Origin of the sequence: Parvularcula sp. LCG005 (assembly GCF_032930845.1) — a bacterium.
Lineage (GTDB): Bacteria > Pseudomonadota > Alphaproteobacteria > Caulobacterales > Parvularculaceae > Parvularcula.
The window spans coordinates 497251-521563 of record NZ_CP136758.1 but is presented as its reverse complement, the minus strand read 5'-3'; the positions used below and the strand labels follow the sequence as shown (position 1 = coordinate 521563).

The following is a 24313-nucleotide window of genomic DNA, read 5'->3' as shown; positions in this document are numbered from 1 at the left end:
CCGACGGACATACCGGATCGGATGTCGAGACACGCATTCGGTCCGGTGTCGCCCCCGCGAGGGCGGGGACTAGATAGTCAGCATGATTTATCGCATTGCTCTTGCCTGCGCCCTCATGCTCTGCCTGCCCGACGCGGCGTTTGCGCAGGACGATCGGACACCTGTTGAAGCCGCCGCGTCGCCCGGCACCATCACACTGACCGATGGTGACATCGCCATTGCGGCGGAGGACGCCAATGCGGACGACGCCATTGAGGCCCGCCTGCGCGGTATTTTCGATGTCATTCCGGCGCTCTCCAATGTTGATATCACCGTGCAGCAGGGCGTCGTCCGGCTGAACGGAACGGTCGTCGAAACCGATGCGGCCGATCAGGCGGAGACCTTGGCCGGTCGCGTGAGCGGTGTTGTCGCTGTCGATAACGCTGTGCAAATAGACTCATCCGTTGACAAACGATTGGGACCGGCAGCGCAACGGACCCGCGCCGTCCTCGACGACACGATTTCACTGCTTCCCCTGCTTGCGATCGCGCTTGTCACCGCCATCCTGTTCTGGCTCGCCGGCGCGCTGATCGCCCGACAGAAATGGCTTTGGTCGCGGGTCGCGCCAAATCCCCTGATCAGCAATCTGATCAGAATGGTGGTGCCCATCATATTCGGTCTGTTGGGGGTTGTCATTGCCCTGAACATTCTGGATGCGGTCGCCATTCTGTCCGCTGTCCTCGGCGCGGCGGGCGTTCTCGGCCTCGCCGTCGGTTTTGCCGTGAAGGACACGATCGAGAACTTCATCTCGTCGATCATGCTGTCGATCAGGCAGCCCTTTCGCGCCAATGACCTCGTCGAAATCGATGGCTTGCGCGGTAATGTCGTGCGCCTCACTTCCCGCGCGACCATTCTGATGACGCCGGACGGCAATCATGTCCGTATCCCGAACGCCAATGTGTTCAACGCCATCATCACGAATTACACGCGCAATCCTGAACGCCGGATCACCTTTGCCCTCGGGGTCGATGCCGATGATGACCCGGTGGCAGGGATCGACACCGGGCTGGCGGCTCTGCAGAAACTGGATTTCGTCCTGGCCGAGCCTACACCGACCGCCTGGATCGAAGAGGTTGGCGACAGCAATATCGTTCTGACCTTTGCCCCCTGGATCAATCAGTCCCACACGGATTTTCTCAAAGCCAAATCCGCGTCGATCAGGGCGGTCAAGCAGACACTGGAAGAAAAGGGCTTCACCCTGCCAGAACCGATCTATCGGCTCCGCATCGATGGCGTGCCATCGACGCTGGCAACCGAACTGCCGTCCTCTGCCAAAGAAGGCTCGCAGGCCGCGCCACCAGAGCCCAAGGTGAAAGCCATCGCGAAAGGCGAAATGGACACGCGCCCGGACAAGTCGATCGAGAAAAAAGTCAGCGAGGATCGGGCTGCGACGAGAGAGGAAGACCTGCTCTCAGCCCAGGCGCCGACTGAGTTTGGTGATGAGGGCCAGACACCGAAGGCCTAAATAACGCCAGCTGACGGTTCGTCCACTGGGTCAGGGCCCAAGAGTTCATCATTCTTCTTGAGAAGAAAATTGACCAATTGTCCTGCACACAGACATTTCATGGCCAGTTCAAGCCGGCTCGACGCCTCAACCTTGGCGAAGAGCCGCCGGACGTAAGTATCGACCGTGTGCTCTGAAATGCCCAACTGGTCAGCAATGAGCGGGTTTGTCTGCCCGCGCAGGATACCGACCATGATCTGCCGCTCACGCGGTGTTAGGCTGGCCGATGTACCGTCGTTCTTTAGTTGCTGCTGGCGTTTGAAGAACACATAGCACCCCATTTGCAGCGTCATGCGTTTGGTCTCATCGAGATCAACTTCCCTAGGGAAGACCAGAGCAAACACTGCGGCGAGGCCAGGACCGGCGAGCGTCATGACACCCAGCGAGTCCCGCATCCCGTTATCCCGCATCATTTCTGACATCCTGGCCGTCTGCTCACTCCAATTGAAGGCGTTCTTGACCTCCGAGTGCAGGACGGGTCCGCCCGTCATCAGAAGGCGATTGAGAAAAGGGTCGCGCTCAACATCCGTGATGCCCCGGTAAAAGTCTGTCACCTCTTTTGGAAACGTAGAAATTATGGGCTCCCAGCCACCTTTGAACGTGCCGCCGAACGGCATGACGTGACCGATGACGTCCGTGACGCCGTAATTTTCGAGGAATGAGAGAAAATGCTCCCTGAGCGCACAGACCGCATGGCAATCATGCGCATCGACAATAAACTTCTCTAGAAACAAGGGGTCACCTGGGGTTTGGGACGTCAATAAGGACGCCTCTGCAGAACGTATTGAAAAACGATATCATTAATCGGCAGCGTGCCTAGCAAAACATTTTTGTGGGGAGCAGCACTTAAAGTCGATTGAAGGAAAAACAATCGAAATTGTCAGTTGATAACGCTGATATGGTGGGAGCGCGCCGGTATCATCACGCCGTTTTATCGTCAACAACGCTATACCGCCCTTGTAGCATGCGAAAGGCGGCACGCGGCGTTTCAGTTGTCATATTTTTTCATCAGAATATCTGTTGGGCACTTTACGAATATTCGAGATCTTGAAAAGAAGCCTGAGGCTGTCGGCATAAAAATTCTCTCGCAGGTTGTCGCATGACACAAATTTGCACGTCGACAGACTATTGAGCTCATTCGTGGCGTCAGTGAGAAAATGGGCGAGCCAAGACAAATGTTGCGTCGGTCCCACACGCAGGTCGTTCTGGCCGTTCATGACACCGAATTTTCTTCCTTCATGGCTGAAATACCGTAATATTATAAGTTGGTCAGACAGCGATGTTTTGACAGGCTGCCAGATTTCCAAGGATGTTCATGTCGCACTACTCACTCACCTCCTCGGTCGTGGTGGCGCTTGCGGCACTGTTATGTGCTTGCGCCGAGCCTGCCCCATCAATCGAGGACGCTGTTTCGGCCAATATGAACCGCACTGATCCATCGCTCGTGTCCACGCGTTCAGGACCTGTATCGGGCCTTTTTATGGGCGATGGCAGTGTCCAGTTCCGCGCGATCCCCTATGCAGAAGCGCCGGTGGGCGAACGCCGCTGGCGCGCGCCCGAACCGGTGGCCCCGTGGTCCGACGTTCGCCGCAGTGAAACGCCCGCGCCCGCCTGCCTGCAGGCGGATCTGGGATGGAATGGCACTGACCGCGCCAATATGTCGGAAGACTGCCTCTTCCTCGAAATCAGAACACCGGACATCGAAGCCAGTTCGCTGAAGCCGGTCATGGTCTTTATCCATGGCGGCGCGAATGTGGGCGGTCGCGGCACGTGGGCCGTTGATGGCACACTGCACCAGCAGGATGTGGTGGTGGCCACCCTCCACTACCGCCTCGGCGTATTCGGTTTCATGGCCCATCCCGCCCTCAGCGCCGAGCAGGATGGCGCTTCGGGCAATTACGCGCTCATGGACCAGCAGCTCGGCCTGCAATGGATCAAGGACAATATCGCGGCGTTTGGCGGCGACCCGGAGAACATCACGATATTCGGGGCGTCTGCCGGCAGCCAGGCTGTGGCCCTGCACCAGCAGGCACCCGCGTCCCAGGGGCTTTTCCAAAGAGCCATCCAGCAGAGTGGCTCGTCAAACTTCTCTCTCCCCTCCCGACCTCTTACAGCGGCCGAGACCCTAGGCATGGCAATCGCTGCGAAGGCAGGATTGCCCGCCGAGGCGACCGCGGCCGATCTGCGCGCCCTGCCCGGCAGTGTCCTTCTGGATGCGCAGCAGACTGTGGACCTGCCCGCGGGGATTGAACGCTGGCAGATCTTCATGGCGCCCACTATCGATGGTCGTGTACTGACGGAACCGACCGAAGACGTCCTCGCGCGCGGTGACGCGGCCCCTGTGCCGCTGCTGGCGGGATGGGCTGCAAAAGAAAGCCCGATGTTTGCGAGTGACGAGGACGCCGCGCGGGCGATACCAGCGCTGTTCGGTGAGCACACCGATGGTGCCTTTGCCTATTATGGCTGGGGCGAGGGAAATCTGCCGGTCAGTTCTAATCGGCTTGGGTCGATCGCCATTCAGCTCGCCACAGACATCAACTACCGGTGTCCGATGATATTTACCGGACGGGCAGCGGCCAATGCCGGACAGTCGGTCTGGCTCTATTCATTCGATTACGGACCGACAGACAAGATCAGCCACGGCGTCGAGACAAATTACGTGATGGGTTTCAATTTCCTCGATCACGGCGCGTTGCCGATCCAGTCCTACTGGGCCAATTTTGCCCGCAACGGCGATCCGAACGGTCCGGACCTAGCGCAATGGCCGCCATATACGACATCCAACCGGAGCTATCTCGAGTTCAGCAATAAAGGGCCAGTCGTCGACGCCAACCCGCGCGAACCCTTGTGCGATTGGATGGCGCACCCCTGAGCCTAGCCCATCGAGATCGGGTTAGGACTTTCACGGAAACGCTTCTTGTCCTGAAGATACATGAAGAGCGTAAAGCCCGACACGCCGACATAGGCGGTGATGACGGTCGACAGCACCGCTTCTCCTGGTACGGCGCCGATCGACAGACGCGAGAAAAACTCCGCACGCGATTCAAGGTGTCCCGGATGAATGATGTTCTTGCCGATATAGGCGAGGAACTGCACCGAGAATATCCATAGATAATTCCGCCGAAGCCGACGCCCCAAAGCCCTTGAAAAACTGATGTGATGCTCGGGGCGCTCATAGTCGAGCGCCAGCCTGTCCTGCCATTTGCCCTCTTCGGGGTGCTTTTGACGCCGCAGCAGAGGCGCATAGAAATTGATTTCCAGCCACCGTGCGCGTGCGCGCCAGACGTTGAAGTAGCGGTATCGCCGGGATTCGAGATACAGGAAAACCATGATCAGAAACGTGACCAGCAGGAGCGGCAGTGACGATGCAGCTGGATCTGCATAGGTAATCGACAGGGCCAGACCCAGGGACACGACCGCCCAATTGGTCGTCGCATCAAGCCGCGTGCGCCAGATGGTCGAGCGATAGATCTCGCCGCGGTAAAGATGCGCCATGGCGCCCAGTTCCGCATTGCTGAACGATTCAAAAGGTTCGTCGTCTGCTTCTGCCATTGTTTCCACCGGTCAGTTTTTGGCATAGTGATCCGGTTTGGCTGCGGACGCAAAGGTGGTTCTAAACAGGTCTTTATGAAGACTGATTAGTATGCGATGGCGCGCTTCGCGTATGATGAGCCACCAGCATATTTGATGCTGGACCATTTATGGCACGCTCTCATGTCGTCCGCTCGCCTTTGGCGCACGCTGATTCCCTTGGGGCTCGCGCTCGCCCCGCAAGCTTTTGCGCAGAATTTAAGCGGCGTGACCTCGCCGCAGGTGGACGCGCAGGAGCGGTCCTTCTCCTATCGGACAAGTTATGTTCCCGGGACTGACGGTCGCCTGGATGTATTGGGCTAACGCCTGCATTACGCGTACGCCTTCAACGGCCGGGTCATGGGCCGGATCGTTGGTGAAGGTATCTGGCGGGAAGGCGGCGCCCTGCAGTTTCGGCAGGCATCGGCGAACCTGTACTGGCAACTCTCGGACGACGACGCGCGATTTCGATCCGGTCTGAGGCTCGATGCCACTATCCGCAATGGCACCGCGCCGGACGGCGTTTCCCTGTTTTTCCTGAGCGAGCAGAAATGGACAGACTCCTTTTCCACCCGCGCCATTCTGGTGACCAGCAAGGAAATGGGCGACCAGGCGGCCAATGGGATCAAACTGGAGACGCGTCTGCGCGCAGACTGCACTGACGGCAGCAAACGACATTTCGGGATTGAGGCCTACGACCTCCACGGCACCACGGCGCGCCTCGCGCCCTATGATCGCCAACGCCACCAGATCGGTCCGTACGCCTCTTTTCCCGTGGGAACCGGATGGACAGTGACGCCGGGATTGCTGTTGGGCCTGTCACAGGCCTCCCCCGATATGGAATTCAGGCTGTTCTTCTCCCGCCGGCTCGATCAGTAGCCATTGGCGCCGTCTTCCTTTATCGGCCAATGGCCTCGCACCGGTCCAAATCCGCGCCCGCAGGCCGAACGTCACCATACCCGGCAAGATCGGGATAGCGGCGCAACAAGGCGGCAGTGACACCGTTCGTCCAGCCAAACCCGTCCTGGGTCGGATATTCACCGCCGCCGCCGGGCTTGGCTTCGGCGACATTATATTTTTCGACGAGCTTGCCCGACTGGCAATAACTGCGCGCCACTGTGCTCAGCCACCGCTCGGCGATTGTCCGGGCAAGGGTCTCTTCGCCGTAGGCGTCAAACCCGACGGCCGCCATATAGTGCAGCGGCGCCCAGCCGTTCGGCGCATCCCATTGTTCCCCTGTGACGACAGGCGTGGAAAGCATGCCCTCCGGCGCGAGCAGATCCTCGCGCACCATGCCGGCTGTTGACGCCGCCTGCGACGGCGTCGCGACACCGAGGAACAGCGGATAGATGCTGGCGGCGGACAGATGCGGCGTCAGTGCCTCGCGTTCCCAGTCATAGTCACCGAAGATGCCTTTGTCCGGGTCCCACAGATAGGTGTTCATGGCCGCTTTTCGGCGTGATGCCCGATCTTCAAATTCTGCCGCACACGCCGTATCGCCTTCTGCCGTGCAGCCAGCGGCAATGGCCCGCTCCATGCCGTACATGAGCGAATTGAGGTCAACGGGAATGATGCGCGTCGTCCTGATGGTCGACAGGTCATTGGGATCATCAAGCCAGCGAGAGGTAAAATCCCAGCCGCTTTCCGCCCCAGCCCGCAGGTCGCGGAACAGCTCTGCCGGCTCCCGGTCAGAGCGCGCTGCGGTCTCGTGATCCTGAATGAAGGACTCATCCCGCGGCACATCACGATCATCCCAGTATCGGTTCAGGATATTGCCGTCGGGCATCCGCACGACGCGGCGTGACGCCTCGCCCGGCGCAAGACCGTCGGCGCCAGCCATCCAGAACCGATACTCCGCTCGCATGGCATCCAGATAGTCTGCCCACGCCAACTCCTCCTGCCCCTCGGACAGCAATCCCACCATCGCAAAGAAGAACGGCGGTTGTGAGCGGCTGATGTAATAGGTCCGGTTGACATTGGGGATATGGCCGACATCGTCGATCAGATAGGCAAAATTATCGACCATGCGCCGCTTGATGCGGTCATAGCCGTCTATCATCCCGGCCATGGTGAAATAGGCATCCCAGTAATAGACTTCCCGGAACCGTCCACCCGGTACGACATAATCATAGGGTAGTGGGATCAGCGACCCCTCTTCTTCATGCTCATCGTCAGCCGCGCGGGTCAATTGTGCCCACAACGCGTCGATATGATCTGAAAGTGTGCGCGGATCGCGACCGTCCCAAGCATTCGGTGTCGCCATTTCTTCGGGAAGCCGGAAATGCGTCTCCACAAAGGCCCGCATTGCGGCACGAGTCTGCGGCGCCTCTTTTTCATAGGCGGCGTTTATCTCGTCCGCCGGAAAGAGCGGGACCGCGTCGGCCCAGTCTTTCGGATCGACAACACCGCTCAGGGCAATCTGGGGGAACAGGACCGGATAAAGTTCCGACGGCGACTGGATATCCCGGTTCGGTACAGACAGAGGAACAGCCTCACTTCTTTCGGTCGGGACGGATGTCCGCGTTTCGGTCGCGTCAGCACTATCGGGGGCGCAAGCCGTCAGCATTTCCAGTCCCATCAGACCCGTCATGCAAAGGCCAAACCACCATCGATGTGCCGCCACATCTCCCCCCTGTCAGCCTGAGGCCGATTATTCTTCCCCCTCATCTAGACGGTCGTCTGCAGAGGGCAATATCAGCGATCATTCCCAGCCGCGGGCAGTGACGCCCGGAAATGTCCGGTCTGGGGCCAGTCGAACAGCACGTCCTCCGCCTGAGGGCCGCGACCGATATTATGTACCACCAGGGGGCGGCCAGAGGCTGCCGTCTGCGCTGTGACGATGCCGATATGTGGCAACCAGCCCCCTGACGCACCGCGCAGGTTCCACGAGACGATATCACCCGGCCGGTAATCCGCCGAGCGATCGCTGATGGGCTCGCGCCATCCTTGCCGGGTGAAGAAGACTTCGAGATTGGGCACACGCCGATGGTCGATATTGGGGTCAGGCCGCGTCAGACCCCAATGGGCAGGATAGGCAGAAAAAGCGGCCTTCATGTCCTCATGGACTTCAACCTGCAGGTCAAACCCCAGCTGACGCAGCGCGCGCACGATCACATCAGCACAGACGCCTCGATCCGGCGCGACGTCTCCGCCCGGATAGTCGATCCGGTGATAAGCGGGGTCGTAGGTCACGGTGTGCTCGGTCCGCTCCATCGCCGCCTCAGCAATTCGCAGCCCCGAATCCGGCGAGCCAACAGTCAGCGCCAGCAGCGCCATTCCAGCGATCGAAACAGTCATTTTAGCGCCCTCCCCGGCGTTAACCTTTTCGCATCATGATCCGGTTCCGGACGATTGGCAGTGAACAATGGGAAAGAAGGCCCTTTTTACGATGTTGGCCGATAATTCATGACGCACTGCGAAAAAGAATTATATCAACAAATTCATGCCCCTAAACCATCTTTACCCGCAATTCCCGCAATGGTGTGGCGATCAGGCACTCGTCAGCGGCGATGAACGGTCGTACCTTTTTAACATCGGATGGGTACGATACCCCTAGCGGCACCACACTTGGCCGATGACAGGGCACTTCTTCTGTTGAAGAGTGTCGGGCGGCGCCAGCCGTCTGCCAGAGCCAACCGGGTCCGCCGGGCGATGATGCTTTGAAACCGGCCGCGATGGCCATGTCGCGGCCCAGAAGGGTGGCGATCATGAGTGACGGACTGGATATCTTCGACGCATTTGCCGAAAGCTATGAGCGGACGCGGCATGAGGAAATGAGCTTGCGGGATTACCTTCTCGCCTGCCGAGATGATCCCATGATGTACGCCTCGCCCGCTGAGCGCATGGTCAAGGCCATTGGCGAGCCCGAATTTGTCGACACATCCCGTGACCCGCGCCTCTCCCGCATTTTCTTCAATCGCACGATCAAGCGCTACAAGGCGTTTGAAGGCTTTTACGGCATGGAAGACACGATCGAGCGGATCGTGGGTTATTTCCGCCATGCGGCTCAGGGCCTCGAAGAGAAGCGCCAGGTGATCTACCTGCTGGGGCCGGTCGGTGGCGGGAAATCCTCCCTCGCTGAACGCCTTAAAGATCTGATGGAAACCTATCCGATCTACGTCCTCAAAGCCGGCCAACAGATCAGCCCGATCTACGAGAGCCCGCTGGGCCTGTTCCAGTCCGGCCCGCTACAGGATCTTCTTGAAGAGAAATATGGCATCGAGAAACGTCGTCTGTCCGGCATCATGTCACCATGGGCAGTAAAACGTCTCGACGAGTTCGGCGGCGACATTTCCAAATTCTCCGTGGTCAAATTGTGGCCATCGAAACTGCGTCAGGTGGCCGTCTCCAAGACAGAGCCCGGCGATGAGAACAACCAGGACATTTCGGCGCTGGTTGGCAAGGTGGATATCCGCAAGCTGGAGCATTTCAGCCAGGATGATACCGACGCCTACAGCTATTCCGGCGGCCTGTGCATGTCGAACCAGGGACTTCTTGAATTTGTCGAGATGTTCAAGGCACCGATCAAAGTGCTCCACCCTCTCCTGACGGCAACGCAGGAAGGCAACTATGTCGGCACGGAAGCCTTGGGCCCGATCCCGTTCCAGGGTGTCATTCTGGCTCACTCGAACGAAAGCGAATGGCAGCAGTTCCGCAACAACCGGTCCAACGAGGCCTTCCTTGATCGGATCTCGGTTATCAAGGTGCCTTATTGTCTGCGGCCTACGGAAGAAACCAAGATTTACGAGAAGCTGCTCACCCATTCCGAGCTGAAGACGTCATCCTGTGCGCCTGAGACCCTGCCCATGCTGGCCCGGTTCTCGGTTCTGACCCGCCTGCGCGCGCACGAGAATTCAAACCTCTACTCCAAGATGCGCGTCTATGACGGCGAGAAGCTGAAGGACACCGATCCCAAAGCCAAGTCTCATCAGGAATACAAAGATGCCGCCGGTGTCGATGAGGGCATGGACGGGATTTCCACCCGCTTTGCGTTCAAGATCCTGTCGGAGACCTTCAACTTCGACACCGAGGAAGTCTCCGCCGATCCTGTCCATCTCATGTATGTGCTGGAGAATGCCATCAAGCGGGAGCAGTTCCCCGACGAGGTCGAGAAGCAATATCTCGAGTTCATCAAGGCGGACCTTGCCCCGCGCTATGCGGACTTTATCGGCAAGGAGATCCAGAAAGCCTATCTGGAAAGCTATGGGGAGTACGGACAGAATCTCTTTGACCGCTACATCTCCTATGCGGATGCGTGGATCGAAGATCAGGACTTCAAGGACCAGGACACCGGCCAGCTTCTGGACCGCAATACGCTGGATCAGGAACTGTCCAAGATCGAGAAGCCTGCAGGCATCGCGAACCCTAAGGATTTCCGGAACGAGGTTGTGAAGTTCGCCCTACGCGCCCGTGCCGCCAATGAAGGGCGCAACCCGTCCTGGACCTCCTATGAGAAACTGCGCTCAGTGATTGAGAAGCGCATGTTCACGCAGGTCGAAGACCTGCTGCCGGTGATCTCCTTCGACTCCAAGAAAGATTCGGAGACGGAGAAAAAGCATCACGACTTTGTCGAGCGCATGACGGCCCGCGGTTACACCCCGCGACAGGTCCGCCGCCTCGTCGAGTGGTACATGCGCGTGAACAAAGCGGGCTGATTGAAAGACTATGCCACTCCACCCACCGACGGCCACACACAACAGTGTGGCCGTTTTTTGAATGCATGGGTCATGACAAGTTGGGTTCTTTCCGCCGCGCGGACAAAAGCCGATATGTGGGCGTTGAGAACACTGATGGCGAGAGACGCATGGGGCGGAGGCGTCCTTCCCGTCCGTAAAGCCATCGCCATTCTGATTCTACCGCTGGCAGGTGGTCTAGTCGGAGGGGCGGCCGGCTATCTGACGGATCCGTTTTATCATCTACCCATTTCATTTGTTGTATGCGGATTATTAGGCGCGATCGCTGCATAACTTGTTCGCGATTTTCTCTTGCCCAAGCTTGTCCAATCATCATGGTCTTCCTCTCACCCCCTCATAGGCTCATTCGAGCTTATCGCGCATGACAGCAAAATCGGCGAAACCAACAGTGGCGTCACCACTTGCGCCCCATGGGATGCGGTGACGGGTGTTGTGGAGGTCAGGAATATGATATTTGTGCGAATGACAGCCGGAATTTGTGTTATTCTAGTTGCCGCATTCAAATCAAGCGAGCAACGTTCGTCATTCGTTGATTTCGTGCGCACCAAGATTACTTATAGGGTTGGATCAGGGTAGACCGGCCTAGACGGTCCATACCTGCTTCTAAGCCCCTCTCCAAAACGAGTTGAAAATGCGACAAACCTATTCCGCGCAGAGAACCAAAAACGACTTCGCGGCCTATGTTCGCAGTTCGCAGAGGCGACTTTGGAATGGCACATGGCGCAGTTGGCGAACGTGGCTGGCCGCGCTGATACCATGGGTTTTCGCGGCAGGTATGGGTTTTCTTTGGAGCCTGCTTGACAAGTATTCGATCCCAACAACGCACAGCTATATCCTTGGCGCGCTTCTGGGTGCCACCGGCTACCGTTTTGCAGCCAACAATATATCCCGCAGGTTCATGCTGCCACCCACGAAAGGCCTTGGCCCATTCTGCGGGAATGTCGTTCTCACGATAAATGATGCCGGCCTCAAGACCGAATGTAACGGTGTCTCATACTCTGCCCCTTGGTCGGCAATAGACGGCGCTTCTCAAGAACACCAAACCATCATTGTACATACCGATCGTTGCGAGGGGTTCGTGATCCCATTTGCCGCCTTTCCCTCAGATGAAGAGAGGGTCGTATTTATTCAGTTAGTGAATGACAAGATCGCGCATCCGGGCGTCATTTGACGAAAATTGGACCTTTCGCAATCTTGAACGATCATGCAATGTCCCAAGTCACTCCCCCACACCCCCGTCGAAGCCTGAGGCCGCATTGCGCCGTCAAAACTTGAACACCCTGCAGCTTCGCCCCATTTCATCTCCATGCCCACGACAAGCAAACAGCGCGCGCCTGACGCCCCGCCCCCATCAGCGCCTGAGGCAAAGCTGCCAGAACCCGTGCCAGTGGAGGAAGACCGGTGGGAAATCTCGGCCCAGTGGAAACGGGCCTGGCGGGCGATCAAGTGGACCGCCTATGGCGCGCTGACGCTCACCGCTCTTCTCATCGTCGGACAGATCTATCTCTTTGCCTCGCTGTTCGCAGGCATCCATCCGGTGCTGGGCGGCATATTCGTCGGTCTGGTGAGTGCGGCGCTTGTCTTTTTCGTGGTGCGCCCGCTATGGCGGTTTATGCGGATGCCCTCGGTTGCGATCCCTCCGGACGTCGAGTTGCATGATCCCGCCCTGACCCACCACGATGTGGAGCGGCGCATCGCCTATGATCTGACCTATCTGCGCAACATGCAGTCGAACCCTGCCCTCTCGGGTCACGGCAAAGCCATTGCTGAGGCCATTGCCGACCTTGAGGCGCTTTCCCAGCGGGAACACGACCTGACCCCGCGCGTCGCGGGTGAGGAGATCGGCCAGTTCGAGGCACGGCGCATTCTCCCGCTGCTCAATGATCTGGACAAGGAAGTTGACGCCTATATCCGCAAGGAGGCGCTAGGCGTGGCGACGGCCACCGCCGTCAGCCTGAACGGCACGGTCGATGCCTTTGTCGTCCTGTGGCGAAATGTGAACATGATCAGCCGCATTGGACGGCTTTATTATGGTCGACCCAGCCTGCGCCTCAGCATGAAGATCATCGGCGATGTATCGATGTCTGTCGTCCTCAGCCGCGTCGCCGATGACCTCACCGAGACGGCCGGTCATACGATGGGCGGGGTGATGAACCGTGTCGGCGGCATCGTTGCAGGACCCGTGATGGACGGCTCGGTCAACGCGCTGGTCACGCTGAAACTGGGGTATGCCGCCAAGCGCCGGTGTCGCAGCTTCGACGTCTGGTCCCGTCGTCGGGCGACGCAGGTCGCTGCCGAAGTGTTGGAGCAGGTGCGCAAAGAGTCCGGCGGCCTGATCAGCGATTTCCTCAAGCTGGTGGGCGGCGCCGGTGGCTTGGCCATCGACGTGGCGCAGAAGGCGTGGACGGCCCCGCGGTCGGCCTGGTCCATGGTCCAGAATACGGTCGGCAAGCGAACAAGCCGAAAACCCACTGAAGAGACGCCCTGAACCGAATTCAGTTGTTAAAACAACAGGAAATCGGTTTCAATTCCGGTTTCAGGTTAAAACGTCGCATTCGCCTTTACCAAACCTAAGTTACAGGTCGCCTATACTAGGGGCAAAGGTGAGAGAGCGTATCATTATGAACTGGAAGTCGATCGTATCGCGGTACGAGGCGTTTCTGCGCATTCCGCAGGATGGCTCGCCCGACGTGGTCATGCGTATGCGTGCGATCTGGGTGATCGGCATGATGCTGGTGGGCATCCAGATCGTCAATCAGATGATCATGTATGTCACCTATGACGGTTTCACGACCGATCATATCATCGGCGGCATTGCCATTCTCGCTCTGCTGGCCTCGGTTCACCTCATCCGATGGTACAAGCAGAAATATTTCTACGCCGTCTTCTTCAACATCCTTCTATTGGGCGCGATTTGCGGCACCGCCCTGCCTCAGGGCACCGGGATCAACACAGCACTGATCGTTTTCATTGCGCTTGGTCCCGTGATGAATGGCTTTATCGCAGGACGTCAGGCGGCGATTGCCTTCACCGTTATCGGCTTTGCTTTCGTCACATTCCTTTACTGGGTCAGCCTCAACCATGCGCCGCTGTCGGTCGATCGTGGTTTTGCGCTCGAGGCCACGCGCTATACTCAATCCCTGTTCGCACTGGCCATGTCCGCGGCCATGTCAATCATGTTGTCTGAACATGTTTACGGCGCCTTGGCAGAAACCCGGACCAGTATGCTGCGGGCCCGCCGGGCAGAAGCCGCCAAGTCCGATTTCCTCGCGACGATGAGCCATGAGCTCCGCACACCACTGAACGGGGTGATCGGCCTGACCGATGCGCTGATGAACGCTAACCTTGGACCCCATGAACGCGAACTGACTCGGACAATCCGCCGTTCCGGCGAATCGCTGCTGCTGATCCTCAATGACCTGCTTGATCTGTCCAAGATCGAAGCCGGCAAGTTCGGTATTGAACCCCGCGCCTTTGACATCACGGAACTGATGGAATTCACCGCCGACACGTGGCGCGAATCAGCGCGCGCCAAGGGCCTGTCCATGGATATCGCCATCACGGGTGATGTGCCCCCGGCCATCCTTGCCGATGATCTGCGCATCCGTCAGATCCTTCAGAACCTGCTGTCCAATGCGATCAAGTTTACCGCCACCGGGCGGGTGGATCTCATCCTCAACATCGCAACTGTGGACGGTGATGAGCGCGTGCTTGAGTTTCGCGTCAGTGACACCGGCAAGGGCATTCCGGAGCATCTTCGTGATGCCGTCTTCGAGGCGTTTGAACAGGGCGAACAGGGGACCACGCGGTCCTTTGGCGGTACCGGGCTGGGGCTGCAGATCTGCCGGATGCTGGCCACCCTGATGGGCGGCAGTATCGTCATTGAAGATACATCACCAAAAGGAACGACCTTCCTGCTGACCTTGCCCGCCCAAGCTGCGGACCTGGCGCCACCTGCCCGCGCCAGTATCACCGACGCCACGGAAACATCAATCGAAGGCCTGCGCGTCCTGATTGCCGAAGACAATGAGGTCAATCGCCTCGTCATCCGCGAACTGATCAAAGGCTGGGGCGTCGAAAGTGTCTTCGTTGAAGATGGTCTTGCCTGTCTGGACGCTGTGCGTCACCAGACCTTTGACGTCATCCTGATGGACAAGCATATGCCCGGCATGAATGGTGCCGACGTTGCGCGGGCCATCCGTCGTCTGAAGACACCCATGGCCGATGTGCCGATCATCGCGGTGACGGCGGATGCAATGGCAGGTGAGCGCGAGGCCATGCTGGCCGCCGGCATGGACGATTTTCTGGCCAAGCCTGTCCGCGCTGATGCCCTGCGCGAGGTCATCATGCGCACGGTGAGCCGCCGAAGCGTCGCCGCCTAGCCGTCGAGAAGATCATCAAGGTCGTCTTCGCCAACCTTGCCAAAATAGCTCGAAATATCGAACAGGATCGTCATGTCCTTGCCCTCGTGACGAATCGTGACCCGGTCAACCGGACGACCATCGCAGTCGGTCACCTGCTCCCGCAGTTTGATGGCCCCAGGATAGCGCCGCGCCAGCCAGGCCTGCTCCTCAGCGATGCCCCCTGCCGTCGTCTGGGCCGCAATCGGCACGAGCGTGGCGCAAGTGTTCACCGCACTGTGCGTCGGCCCAAGCTTGACCGCTTGTCGATCCGCATTCTTCAGCGGCGTTGAGCACGCCGCCGTCACTGCACTGAATACCCCAACCCCGACCAGACGCCACGACATGCCTGCCTCCATGCGATTTGAGGGCCCCGCCTCATCAGTGCACTTTCTGTCATGACCCGGACCGATTGGCAAATAGGCCACTCGGTCACAACCTAGGACGGAATATAAGAAAGAATTGGCGAAAGCCAGCGCTCGGCTGTTTCCAGCGACCAGCCCTTACGCTTGGCGTAGTCTTCTACCTGGTCCTTACCGATCTTGCCGGTCCCGAAATAAACACTTTCCGGGTGGGCGAAATAAAAACCCGAAACCGCGGCGCCCGGCTGCATGGCGTAGCTCTCCGTCAAGATCATGCCACAATTCTCAGTCGCGGACAGAAGGCGAAACAGATCACCCTTTTCTGTGTGGTCAGGCTGTGCCGGATAGCCCGGTGCCGGACGGATACCACGATATTTCTCGGCAATCAGATCATCATTGCCCAGCGCTTCATCGGCGGCATAGCCCCAGAATTCACGTCGGACGCGAGCGTGCAAATATTCGGCAAACGCTTCCGCCAATCGATCGGCCAAGGCCGAGGCCATGATGGATGAGTAGTTATCGTTGGCATCCGCCAGCTTTTTGACCATCTCGTCTTCGCCGTGCCCGGCGGTAACGGCGAAGCCGCCAATCCAGTCCTCTGTGCCTTCTGGTGCAACGAAATCTGCAAGAGCGTAATTTGGCTGTCCCTCACGCTTTTTCATCTGCTGACGGATGGTATGAAAGACGGCCGCCTCTTCACTGCGGCTTTCGTCTGCCCAAACCACAATATCATCGCCGCGTCGGTTCGCAGGCCACAGACCGATCACGCCGTCGGCCCGGAACCACTTTTCCGACACCAGCTTGTCAAGCATTGCCTGGGCATCATTATAGACAGATGTCGCCGCCTCACCCACCTTGCTGTCACTCAAGATCGCCGGATATTTTCCGTGCAGATCCCAGGAAGCGAAGAAGGGGGTCCAGTCGATATATGGCACCAGGTCTTCCAGTGCCACGTCCTTCAATACCGTCACACCGGTCTTTGCAGGCTGAACAGGCCTATGGCCGCCGCCGTCAAAGCCATGCTGACGCGCTTCTTCAATCGGCAGCCGATCGTCTTTGGCATGACGGTTTGCGAAGGCCTCTCGCACATTATCATAGTCGTCATTGATCTTGGCAAGATAATCCGCCTTGCGCTCATCGGACAGAAGCTCACTGACGACCCCGACCGCGCGACTGGCATCGGTGACATAGATCACCCCACTGTCATAGCGGGGCGATATCTTCACCGCTGTATGAGCCTTTGACGTGGTGGCGCCCCCGATCATCAAGGGCTGGGTCATGCCGAGGCGCTTCATCTCCGAGGCGACATGCACCATCTCATCAAGCGAGGGCGTGATGAGACCGGACAGACCGATGACATCGACATTTTCCTGCCGCGCCTTGGCAAGGATGTCATTGGCCGGCACCATGACACCCATGTCGATCACTTCATAATTGTTACACTGAAGAACGATTCCGACAATATTCTTGCCGATGTCGTGCACGTCGCCCTTCACCGTCGCCATCAAAACCTTGCCATTAGCCTTGGGCGCAGCATCGATATTCTGGCGCTTTTCTTCCTCCATGAAAGGCTGAAGATACGCGACCGCCTGTTTCATCACGCGGGCAGACTTGACCACTTGCGGCAGGAACATCTTGCCGTCGCCGAAGAGGTCACCGACCACGTTCATTCCGGCCATGAGAGGCCCTTCAATGACATAGAGCGGCCGGCCAAGCTTGACCCGCGCTTCTTCCGTGTCCTTCTCGATATAGGCCGTGATGCCCTTGACGAGAGAGTGTTTGAGACGTTCCTCAACATCCGTCTCGCGCCAGGACAGATCCTCTTCGCGCGCCTTGGCCCCCTGCCCGCGATAACGTTCCGCGATTTCAAGAAGCCGCTCGGTAGCGCCGGGGTCACGGTTCAGAATGACGTCTTCGACCGGGTCGCGCAGTTCTTTCGGAATGTCGTCATAGATGGCCAGCTGGCCCGCATTGACGATGCCCATATCCATCCCCGCCTTGATGGCGTGGTAGAGGAAGACCGAATGCATCGCTTCCCGCACGGCATCATTACCGCGGAAGGAGAAGGAGATGTTGGACACCCCGCCAGAAACCTTAGCGTGGGGCAGGGTTTCCTTGATCGTCCGCGTCGCGTTGATAAAGTCATTGGCGTAGTTGTTGTGCTCTTCAATACCCGTCGCCACCGCGAAAATATTCGGGTCGAAGATGATGTCTTCTGGCGGGAAGCCATTCTCGACGAGGAGATTATAGCTCCGCGTACAGATCTCCACCTTCCGCGCAGCGGTATCAGCCTGACCCTGTTCGTCAAACGCCATGACCACGACCGCTGCACCATAGCGCTGGCAGAGGCGAGCATGGTGGAGAAACGCTTCCTCCCCCTCTTTCATACTGATCGAGTTGACAATGGCCTTGCCCTGTACCTGTTTCAGCCCGGCTTCGATCACTTCCCATTTGGAGCTGTCGATCATGACCGGCACCCGGGCGATATCCGGCTCAGAGGCAATCAGGCGCAGGAAGGTGACCATGGCCTCGACCCCGTCGAGCATGCCCTCATCCATGTTCACATCGATGATCTGTGCGCCGTTCTCGACCTGCTGCAGGGCCACATCGACCGCCGCGGCGTATTCGTTATTTTTGATCAGCTTGCGGAATTTGGCCGAACCGGTGACATTCGTCCGTTCGCCGATATTGATGAAGCGGGGTTGCGATGCACTCATGTCTAACGGTTCTCTTCGGTCAGGTTTGGATATTCAGCGTTTAACGCTTCTTGCGCGGCTTGAAGACGCCAGACGATCGCCCCGCGCTGGGCAGACAGTTCATAGAAATGGGCCTGCAACGTTCGCAGCATGACGGCGGTTTCCGCAGGGCGATACATGTCAGACGACATCAACACGTCAAGCGCAGACTGCGCCGAGCTTTTGAAGATCGGCATCTGACCGTCGTAGAGGGCCACGAGCGGCTTGGCCACCTCAACGGGCATTCGGGAGACGTCTCCCCTGTCCTTGGCGATGTCCCAAGCCGCATGATTGATGGGCGCCGTTAGCCCCAGAAGCGTGGGTCGCAGGACCTCGATGCGAGAGAAGACCTGCTGGGCCTCATCATCCTCGGCAAATTCCCCTGCACCGATGACGCCCCCCACTGCGTCGGCCACAGCGCGGTAATAGCCGTCGACCTCCTCCAGCGCTGAAAGGCTCGCCATGATTTCACTGTGCAGGGCCTGTGCAGAGGCTTCGACCGCGCGCTGCTCCTGCACATTCACTCGCCAGCCATTGGCCGCGAGAGCCAAGAGAATGGACAATACGATGAGAAGGCTTTCGGTCACGAAATACCGAAGTCCTTTGGGTACCCCCACCACGCTGATCCGTGGCCTGATCATGCTGCGGCTGTGTTGGGGCGCAGGCCCAGCATGTGGCAGACTGCAAAACTCAGATCCGCCCTGTTCAGGGTGTAGAAGTGAAAGTCCGTCACACCCCGGTCAACGAGGTCATAGCATTGCTGGGCGGCCACCGTGGCGGCCACCAGACGCCGTGTGTCCGGGTCGTCGTCGAGGTTCTCGAAGATGCGGCGCATCTGGGCCGGGATGCTGGTGCCGCAGAGGCCGGACATGCGATCGAGGGCCTTGAAACTGCTGACCGGCATGATGCCCGGCACGATCGGAATATCGATACCCGCCGCGCGCACTTTCTCAAGATAGTCCTCGAACTTGTCGTTGTCGTAAAAGAACTGGGTGATGGCCCGGGTCGCGCCCGCATCCACCTTGGCCTTCAACAGATCGATATCCACCTGAAAGTCGGCACTTTCGGGATGTTTCTCAGGATAGCAGCCCACGGAGATTTCAAAATCGCCAATGGCCTTGGCGCCCGCGGCAAGGTCCGCCGCATTGGCATAACCACCGGGGGTGGGTACATATTTTTCGCCAACACCGGCGCTGGGGTCCCCGCGCAGAGCCACGATATGACGCACACCAACGTTCCAGTAGTCACGCAAGACCTCGTCGACCTCCTCTCGCGTCGCGTCCACCGTGGTGAGGTGAGCCGCCACCGCGAGATCGGTGTTGTCAACAATGCGCGCCACGGTCTTGTGCGTCCGGTCGCGGGTTGATCCGCCTGCGCCATAGGTGACGGACACAAAGTCCGGCTGGAGCGGCGCGAGCTTTTCCACCGACTGCCACAGCGTTTCCGCCATCGTCTCGGTCTTGGGCGGGAAGAATTCGAAGCTGACCTTAAGCGGGGACATGATTTTCCTGGAGTTTTTTGGCCGATGGGCGAATGCGGGACTGGCGTTCGAGACGCCAGATGCAGGTGACGAGACCATCGGCCATGGGCGGGTCGAACCGTTCATTGGCCGTGATCATCAGGCCGGCGCGCCTCGCCCAGCCTTCAATTTCTTCATCGCGGAAGCCGAGGCGCCGGTGCGCATGGTCTTCGCGCAGATCTTCATGGGTATGCGGTGCAAAATCAGCGATCAGAATTTGCCCGTCAAGGGACAGCGCATCGGCCACCAGGCCGATCAATCGCTCAGGCTCGGCAAGGAAATGGAGGACATGGTGCAGGCAGACAAGGTCCGCATCTTCGGGCAGCGGGTCTTCCAGAAAATCGCCGCGGCGGACTTGGGCGTGGGTGATGCCGGCATCGGCCAACTGTGCCCGCGCAATGGACAGCATCTCCGCCGACAGATCATAGCCGATGCCGTGGCTGTAAAGCGATTTGAACAGGACCAGCATGCGGCCCGTTCCCGTGCCAAGATCGACAAATCGGTCTCCGCCATCCCCCGCCAGTCGGAGCAGTGCCGCTTCAATCTCTTCTTCGGCAATGTGACGGGTGCGGAGCGCCTCCCACTCCGTGGCGTGCTCAGCAAAGTAGCGGGCGGCGTCCTCAGCCTGCACCTGGCGCACCGTGGCGAGTGCGGCGGCATCGGCCTGGGGCAGGTCAACGGCCTTGATCCCGTCGAGATCCAGCGCGGCGGAAGGTGCAAGGCGATAGAATACCCACGCCCCCTCCTGATGCCGCTCTACGAGGCCCGCCTCCGTCAGCACCTTAAGATGGCGGCTGACACGAGGCTGGCTCTGATCGAGGATCTGGGTCAGCTCGGTCACCGAAAGCTCACCCCGGGCAAGAAGCATCAGCGTGCGCAGCCGGGTGGCTTCGCCCGCCGCGCGCAATTGCTCTAGGAGTTGATCGAATCCGGCCACCATATCCCCGCAGGTTTAGTCCGAGGGATATAAAGAAATCTTTATATGATGGTCAAGCGAAACCGGTCAGCGGTGACAAATCAGCCGCCGAGCTTCTCGGCCGCCTCGTCGCTCAGCTCGAAATTGGCATAGACCTTCTGCACATCATCCAGATCGTCCAGCGCATCGTAAAGGCGCATCATCGTCTCGGCCTTCTCGACGTCGAGCTCGATATTGGTCTGAGGGCGCCAGGTCGGGCCTTGGGATGTCGCCTCACCGAACCGTTCTTCGAGGGCGGTTGAGACTTCGGCGAGATCTTCAAAGGCGCAATAGATGGTGTGACCTTCCTCACCGGATTCAACGTCATCGGCGCCGACCTCAATGGCCGCTTCCATGACGTCATCCTCAGAGCCAATCTCGGCCGGGTATTCGATCATGCCCATGCGGTCAAAGCCGAAGGAGACAGAGCCAGTCTCGCCAAGCTGGCCGCCATTTTTCGAGAATGTCGACCGCACATCGGAGGCGGTACGGTTGCGGTTATCGGTCAGCGCCTCGACAATGATGCCAACGCCATCAGGCCCACGACCCTCATAACGGATTTCCGCATAATCATCGCCCTCGCCAGCCGACGCTTTTTTGATCGCGCGGTCGATATTATCCTTGGGCATGGACTGGCCCTTGGCGTTCTGGATCGCCAGACGCAGGCGCGGGTTCATATCGGGGTCAGGCGCGCCCATTTTGGCAGCGACCGTGATCTCCTTGGAGAGTTTGGAGAACATCTTGGACCGCTTGGCGTCCTGACGCCCCTTACGGTGTTGAATATTCGCCCATTTCGAGTGGCCAGCCACGGAAGCCTCCGGCAGTTACAGATTCTGGATTGAGGCGAGGCGTCTAGCGCCGCGGCGCTACTGTGGCAAGCACGGGGACTTGCCGACAGGCAGGCACAGGCGCCCCGTAGTGTCGTCGCCGCAGGGATAGTGATAGCGTAGGGCGATGAAACGCCTTGTTCCCCACGACCCCCACTGGGCCGCCCTTTTTGAGGGTGAAGCCGAGACGCTATCTGGTCGGCTTGGCCCAACGCTGGTTCAGGCGCACCACATCGGCAGCACAGCCATTCCGCTCATACCGGCAAAGCCGGTCATCGACATTCTCCTCGAAGTGACATCGGTCATGGCCGTGGACAGGCATGCGCGCGACTTCACCGCAATGGGTTATGAAGTGCGCGGAGAATACGGCATCAGGCGTCGCAGATATTTCAGCAAACGCGCAGGGGCCAATTACCCCGGCTTTCATGTGCACGCCTATCAAGTCGGCGACCCCGAGATCCTGCGCCATGTCGCGTTTTGCCGATACCTGCAGATGAAGCCGGAAATTGCGGCCGAATATGCCGAGCTGAAAAGTACGCTTTGCGACGCTGACGGCGTTCTTTTCGCCAATTTTCAGGACGAGAAAAAACCTTGGGTCGATGAAATGGCGCAGAAGGCTCTGCGCTTCCTCACCCAAGAGATTGGTGAGAAGACCCCATGTTCATAATCGCAGCCGCTCTTCTTGCCCTGACAATCACCCCGCCCGCGAAAGAGACGCCGCCCTTCACCGTCGCCGATGATCTTTATGACCAGAAGCAGGCGGAGACCCTCGGGCTGGGAACCGTCCCCGGCGCCGAAACCGCGACAATCTTCAGGGCGACGCCAGAGGCAGGCTACAACCACGCCGCCGTTCTTTTCCCCTTCAAGGGAAAGCTATATGCCATGTGGCAGAGCTCGACGCAGGATGAGGACGCGGAAGATACCCGCGTGCTTTATGCCTCAAGCGCCGATAGGCTCGAATGGTCTGCACCACTGGTCCTCAGCGTCCCACAGGAACGGGGCATCATGACCAGCGGCGGTTGGTGGCAGGCAGGTGATGAGCTCGTCGCCTATCTTCTTGTCTGGCCGGACGATCCCTCCACACCGCGCGGCGGCTACACCGTGTACCGCACTTCTGTTGACGGTGAGGCATGGTCCGACCCGGCCCCCGTCCTGACAGCAGGTGGCGAACCGCTCAACGGTATTATTGAGCAGGATCTGCGCGCCCTGCCCTCTGGCCGTCTGCTGACTGCCGTTCATGAGCAGCCGGGGCTCCTGCTCTCTCCATACTACACCGACGACCCGACGGGCCTTGGTGGCTGGACCCGGGGCGAGATGGAAAACCTTCCTCACAAGGAAGACATGACCCGGGAGATTGAACCAAGTTGGTTTTTGCGCGCCGATGGCAGCATCGTCATGGTTTTTCGCGATCAGGACAGCAGCTTTCAGAAACTGGCGGCGGTCAGCCATGATGATGGTGCGCACTGGACCACGCCGGAACTGACCAACATGCTCGATTCCCGCTCCAAGCAGAGTACGGGCAACCTGCCCGACGGAACAGCCTTCCAGGTCAGCAACCCGACTGGCAGCAAGAAACGCTGGCCCCTTGTCATTACGCTGAGTGATGACGGCTTCTGGTTCGATCGCGCCTTTCTGGTACGCGGCGGGGACGACATGCCGCCACTTCGCCATGAAGGGAAGTACAAGCGCCAGGGCTACAGCTATCCCAAATCGGTGATCTGGAACGATCACCTCTACATCGCCTACGGCACCAACAAGGAAGATATCGAGGTGACACGCCTGCCCCTGACGGCGCTGACCCTACCTTAACGGCTACAGCCGCCTTTCAGCGCATCGGCCAGATGGTCGAGAAGTGCCCGCAGCCGCGCTGGCATGTAATCATTGGGCGGATAGACAGCATGCAGACTGGTGTCGCCCCAGCTGTACTGGGCAAACGGCTCGATAAGCGTGCCCGCTTCCAGTCCCGGCCGCAGGATGAACCGCGGCGAGCAAACGAGACCGTGATGATGGATCGCGAGCTCACGCAGGATGTCGCCATTATTGGCCTTGACGATGGTCTGGACCTGCACCTGCCCTTCGCCCCCCTCGGGCGAGCGCCAGCGCCAGATGGTCCCCTGGACTTCCCCCGTATAGATACAGGCGGGCAGCCCCTGAAGATCATCCGGCGTCTGAATATCGCCATGCTGCTCGAGAAATTTGGGTGAGGCGCAGAGCGCGAATTCGATCCCGCAAAGGCGCCGCGCCTTCAGCGTCGAGTTGCCAAGCTCTCCAATGCGCAGAGCAAGATCAAACCCCTCAGCAACAAGATCAACGCGGCTGTCGGACAGATGCAGGTCGATGACAACGCCCGGGTGCTGACGCATGAAGCTGTCAAGCACGGCAGGCAGGGCCATGAGCGCAAAAGACAATGGCGCGGTCATGCGGATGGTGCCGGTCAGCGTGCCCGCGCCGGCCTGCAGATTGCCTTCCAGCTCATCAAGCTGTCCGACGATACTGTTCGCCCCGGCGAGATAGGCTTCACCCGATGGCGTCAGGGTCATCTTCCGCGTCGTCCGCTGGACCAGCTGGACCCCGAGACGATCCTCCAGCGCCTTCAGTCGGCGACTGACAGCAGAAGGTGCCACGTTCAGCTCCGCAGCGGCGGCAGAAATGGTGCCCGTGCGCGCCAGCAGCTGAAACACCACCATGTCATCATAGCGATCCATCGCG

At 58.9% G+C, this 24313-nt stretch carries 20 protein-coding genes and 1 pseudogene; 10 read left to right on the top strand and 11 right to left on the bottom strand.

Annotation, left to right across the window (positions count from 1 at the left end; all coding sequences use genetic code 11):
- The first annotated feature begins 82 nt into the window (after positions 1-82).
- Positions 83-1504 (top strand): mechanosensitive ion channel family protein, encoded by a 1422-nt coding sequence (locus tag RUI03_RS02380; RefSeq protein ID WP_317288687.1) that lies wholly within the window; start codon positions 83-85, stop codon positions 1502-1504.
- Here RUI03_RS02380 and RUI03_RS02375 read toward each other — a convergent pair.
- Entirely contained in the window at positions 1501-2277 is a 777-nt protein-coding gene (locus RUI03_RS02375) for a helix-turn-helix transcriptional regulator (protein ID WP_317288686.1), read from the bottom strand. The two genes, RUI03_RS02380 and RUI03_RS02375, sit on opposite strands and share 4 nt — an antisense overlap.
- 581 nt (positions 2278-2858) lie before the next feature.
- On the opposite strand from RUI03_RS02375, the gene RUI03_RS02370 reads away from it, so the two are divergent.
- The gene (locus tag RUI03_RS02370; protein WP_317288685.1) at positions 2859-4415 is read left to right on the top strand and encodes a carboxylesterase/lipase family protein; all 1557 of its coding nucleotides are present in this window, start codon (positions 2859-2861) and stop codon (positions 4413-4415) included.
- 2 nt (positions 4416-4417) lie between these two features.
- Here the strand turns inward: RUI03_RS02370 and RUI03_RS02365 are convergent, their stop codons facing one another.
- The gene (locus RUI03_RS02365; RefSeq protein ID WP_317288684.1) at positions 4418-5095 is read right to left on the bottom strand and encodes a DUF2270 domain-containing protein; all 678 of its coding nucleotides are present in this window, start codon (positions 5093-5095) and stop codon (positions 4418-4420) included.
- A gap of 96 nt (positions 5096-5191) precedes the next feature.
- On the opposite strand from RUI03_RS02365, the gene RUI03_RS02360 reads away from it, so the two are divergent.
- Both RUI03_RS02360 and RUI03_RS02355 read left to right on the top strand, forming a co-directional pair.
- A complete protein-coding gene (locus RUI03_RS02360; protein ID WP_317288683.1) occupies positions 5192-5437 on the top strand; it encodes a hypothetical protein in 246 nt (81 codons plus the stop codon).
- 36 nt (positions 5438-5473) lie between these two features.
- Complete coding sequence (locus tag RUI03_RS02355) at positions 5474-5992, top strand: hypothetical protein (protein ID WP_317288682.1); 519 nt, start codon at positions 5474-5476, stop codon at positions 5990-5992.
- Positions 5993-6011: 19 nt separating this feature from the next.
- Here RUI03_RS02355 and treF read toward each other — a convergent pair whose 3' ends face one another.
- Positions 6012-7736 carry an alpha,alpha-trehalase TreF gene (gene treF, locus RUI03_RS02350; RefSeq protein ID WP_317288681.1) on the bottom strand — a complete coding sequence of 575 codons (1725 nt, stop codon included), beginning with the start codon at positions 7734-7736 and terminating at the stop codon, positions 6012-6014.
- A gap of 71 nt (positions 7737-7807) precedes the next feature.
- Complete coding sequence (locus RUI03_RS02345) at positions 7808-8410, bottom strand: DUF1287 domain-containing protein (protein WP_317288680.1); 603 nt, start codon at positions 8408-8410, stop codon at positions 7808-7810.
- A gap of 410 nt (positions 8411-8820) precedes the next feature.
- Here RUI03_RS02345 and RUI03_RS02340 point away from each other — a divergent pair, with 410 nt between their 5' ends.
- The 4 genes from RUI03_RS02340 to RUI03_RS02325 all read left to right on the top strand — a co-directional run bounded on the left by RUI03_RS02340 (position 8821) and on the right by RUI03_RS02325 (position 15188).
- The gene (locus tag RUI03_RS02340) at positions 8821-10767 is read left to right on the top strand and encodes a PrkA family serine protein kinase (RefSeq protein WP_317288679.1); all 1947 of its coding nucleotides are present in this window, start codon (positions 8821-8823) and stop codon (positions 10765-10767) included.
- A 670-nt stretch (positions 10768-11437) separates the two neighbouring features.
- The gene (locus RUI03_RS02335) at positions 11438-11977 is read left to right on the top strand and encodes a YcxB family protein (RefSeq protein WP_317288678.1); all 540 of its coding nucleotides are present in this window, start codon (positions 11438-11440) and stop codon (positions 11975-11977) included.
- Between the two features lie 135 nt (positions 11978-12112).
- On the top strand, positions 12113-13294 hold the full coding sequence (locus RUI03_RS02330) for a DUF697 domain-containing protein (protein WP_317288677.1): 1182 nt from the start codon (positions 12113-12115) through the stop codon (positions 13292-13294).
- A gap of 133 nt (positions 13295-13427) precedes the next feature.
- Entirely contained in the window at positions 13428-15188 is a 1761-nt protein-coding gene (locus tag RUI03_RS02325) for an ATP-binding protein (RefSeq protein WP_317288676.1), read from the top strand.
- Here RUI03_RS02325 and RUI03_RS02320 read toward each other — a convergent pair.
- From RUI03_RS02320 to RUI03_RS02295, 6 genes and pseudogenes are all read right to left on the bottom strand, one after another.
- A complete protein-coding gene (locus tag RUI03_RS02320) occupies positions 15185-15553 on the bottom strand; it encodes a hypothetical protein (RefSeq protein ID WP_317288675.1) in 369 nt (122 codons plus the stop codon). The two genes, RUI03_RS02325 and RUI03_RS02320, sit on opposite strands and share 4 nt — an antisense overlap.
- A 92-nt stretch (positions 15554-15645) precedes the next feature.
- A pseudogene (metH, locus tag RUI03_RS02315) lies at positions 15646-18297 on the bottom strand (methionine synthase); the annotation flags it as partial.
- On the bottom strand, positions 18288-18944 hold the full coding sequence (locus tag RUI03_RS02310) for a hypothetical protein (protein ID WP_317288673.1): 657 nt from the start codon (positions 18942-18944) through the stop codon (positions 18288-18290). The pseudogene metH and the gene RUI03_RS02310, both read right to left, overlap by 10 nt.
- A complete protein-coding gene (gene metF / locus RUI03_RS02305; RefSeq protein ID WP_317288672.1) occupies positions 18941-19804 on the bottom strand; it encodes a methylenetetrahydrofolate reductase [NAD(P)H] in 864 nt (287 codons plus the stop codon). Before metF ends, RUI03_RS02310 begins: the two co-directional genes overlap by 4 nt.
- A complete protein-coding gene (locus tag RUI03_RS02300) occupies positions 19791-20762 on the bottom strand; it encodes a metalloregulator ArsR/SmtB family transcription factor (protein ID WP_317288671.1) in 972 nt (323 codons plus the stop codon). The genes metF and RUI03_RS02300 overlap by 14 nt, the downstream gene beginning before the upstream one ends.
- Before the next feature lie 77 nt (positions 20763-20839).
- Positions 20840-21586, bottom strand: a complete 747-nt coding sequence (locus tag RUI03_RS02295; protein WP_317288670.1) for a YebC/PmpR family DNA-binding transcriptional regulator — start codon at positions 21584-21586, stop codon at positions 20840-20842.
- 145 nt (positions 21587-21731) lie between these two features.
- Between RUI03_RS02295 and RUI03_RS02290 the strand changes: the two genes are divergently transcribed.
- Together RUI03_RS02290 and RUI03_RS02285 are read left to right on the top strand one after the other, a co-directional pair.
- The gene (locus RUI03_RS02290) at positions 21732-22271 is read left to right on the top strand and encodes a GrpB family protein (RefSeq protein ID WP_317288669.1); all 540 of its coding nucleotides are present in this window, start codon (positions 21732-21734) and stop codon (positions 22269-22271) included.
- Positions 22262-23413 (top strand): sialidase family protein, encoded by a 1152-nt coding sequence (locus tag RUI03_RS02285; RefSeq protein WP_317288668.1) that lies wholly within the window; start codon positions 22262-22264, stop codon positions 23411-23413. Before RUI03_RS02290 ends, RUI03_RS02285 begins: the two co-directional genes overlap by 10 nt.
- Here the strand turns inward: RUI03_RS02285 and RUI03_RS02280 are convergent.
- Positions 23410-24309, bottom strand: a complete 900-nt coding sequence (locus RUI03_RS02280) for a LysR family transcriptional regulator (RefSeq protein WP_317288667.1) — start codon at positions 24307-24309, stop codon at positions 23410-23412. The two genes, RUI03_RS02285 and RUI03_RS02280, sit on opposite strands and share 4 nt — an antisense overlap.
- Positions 24310-24313: the final 4 nt, after the last annotated feature.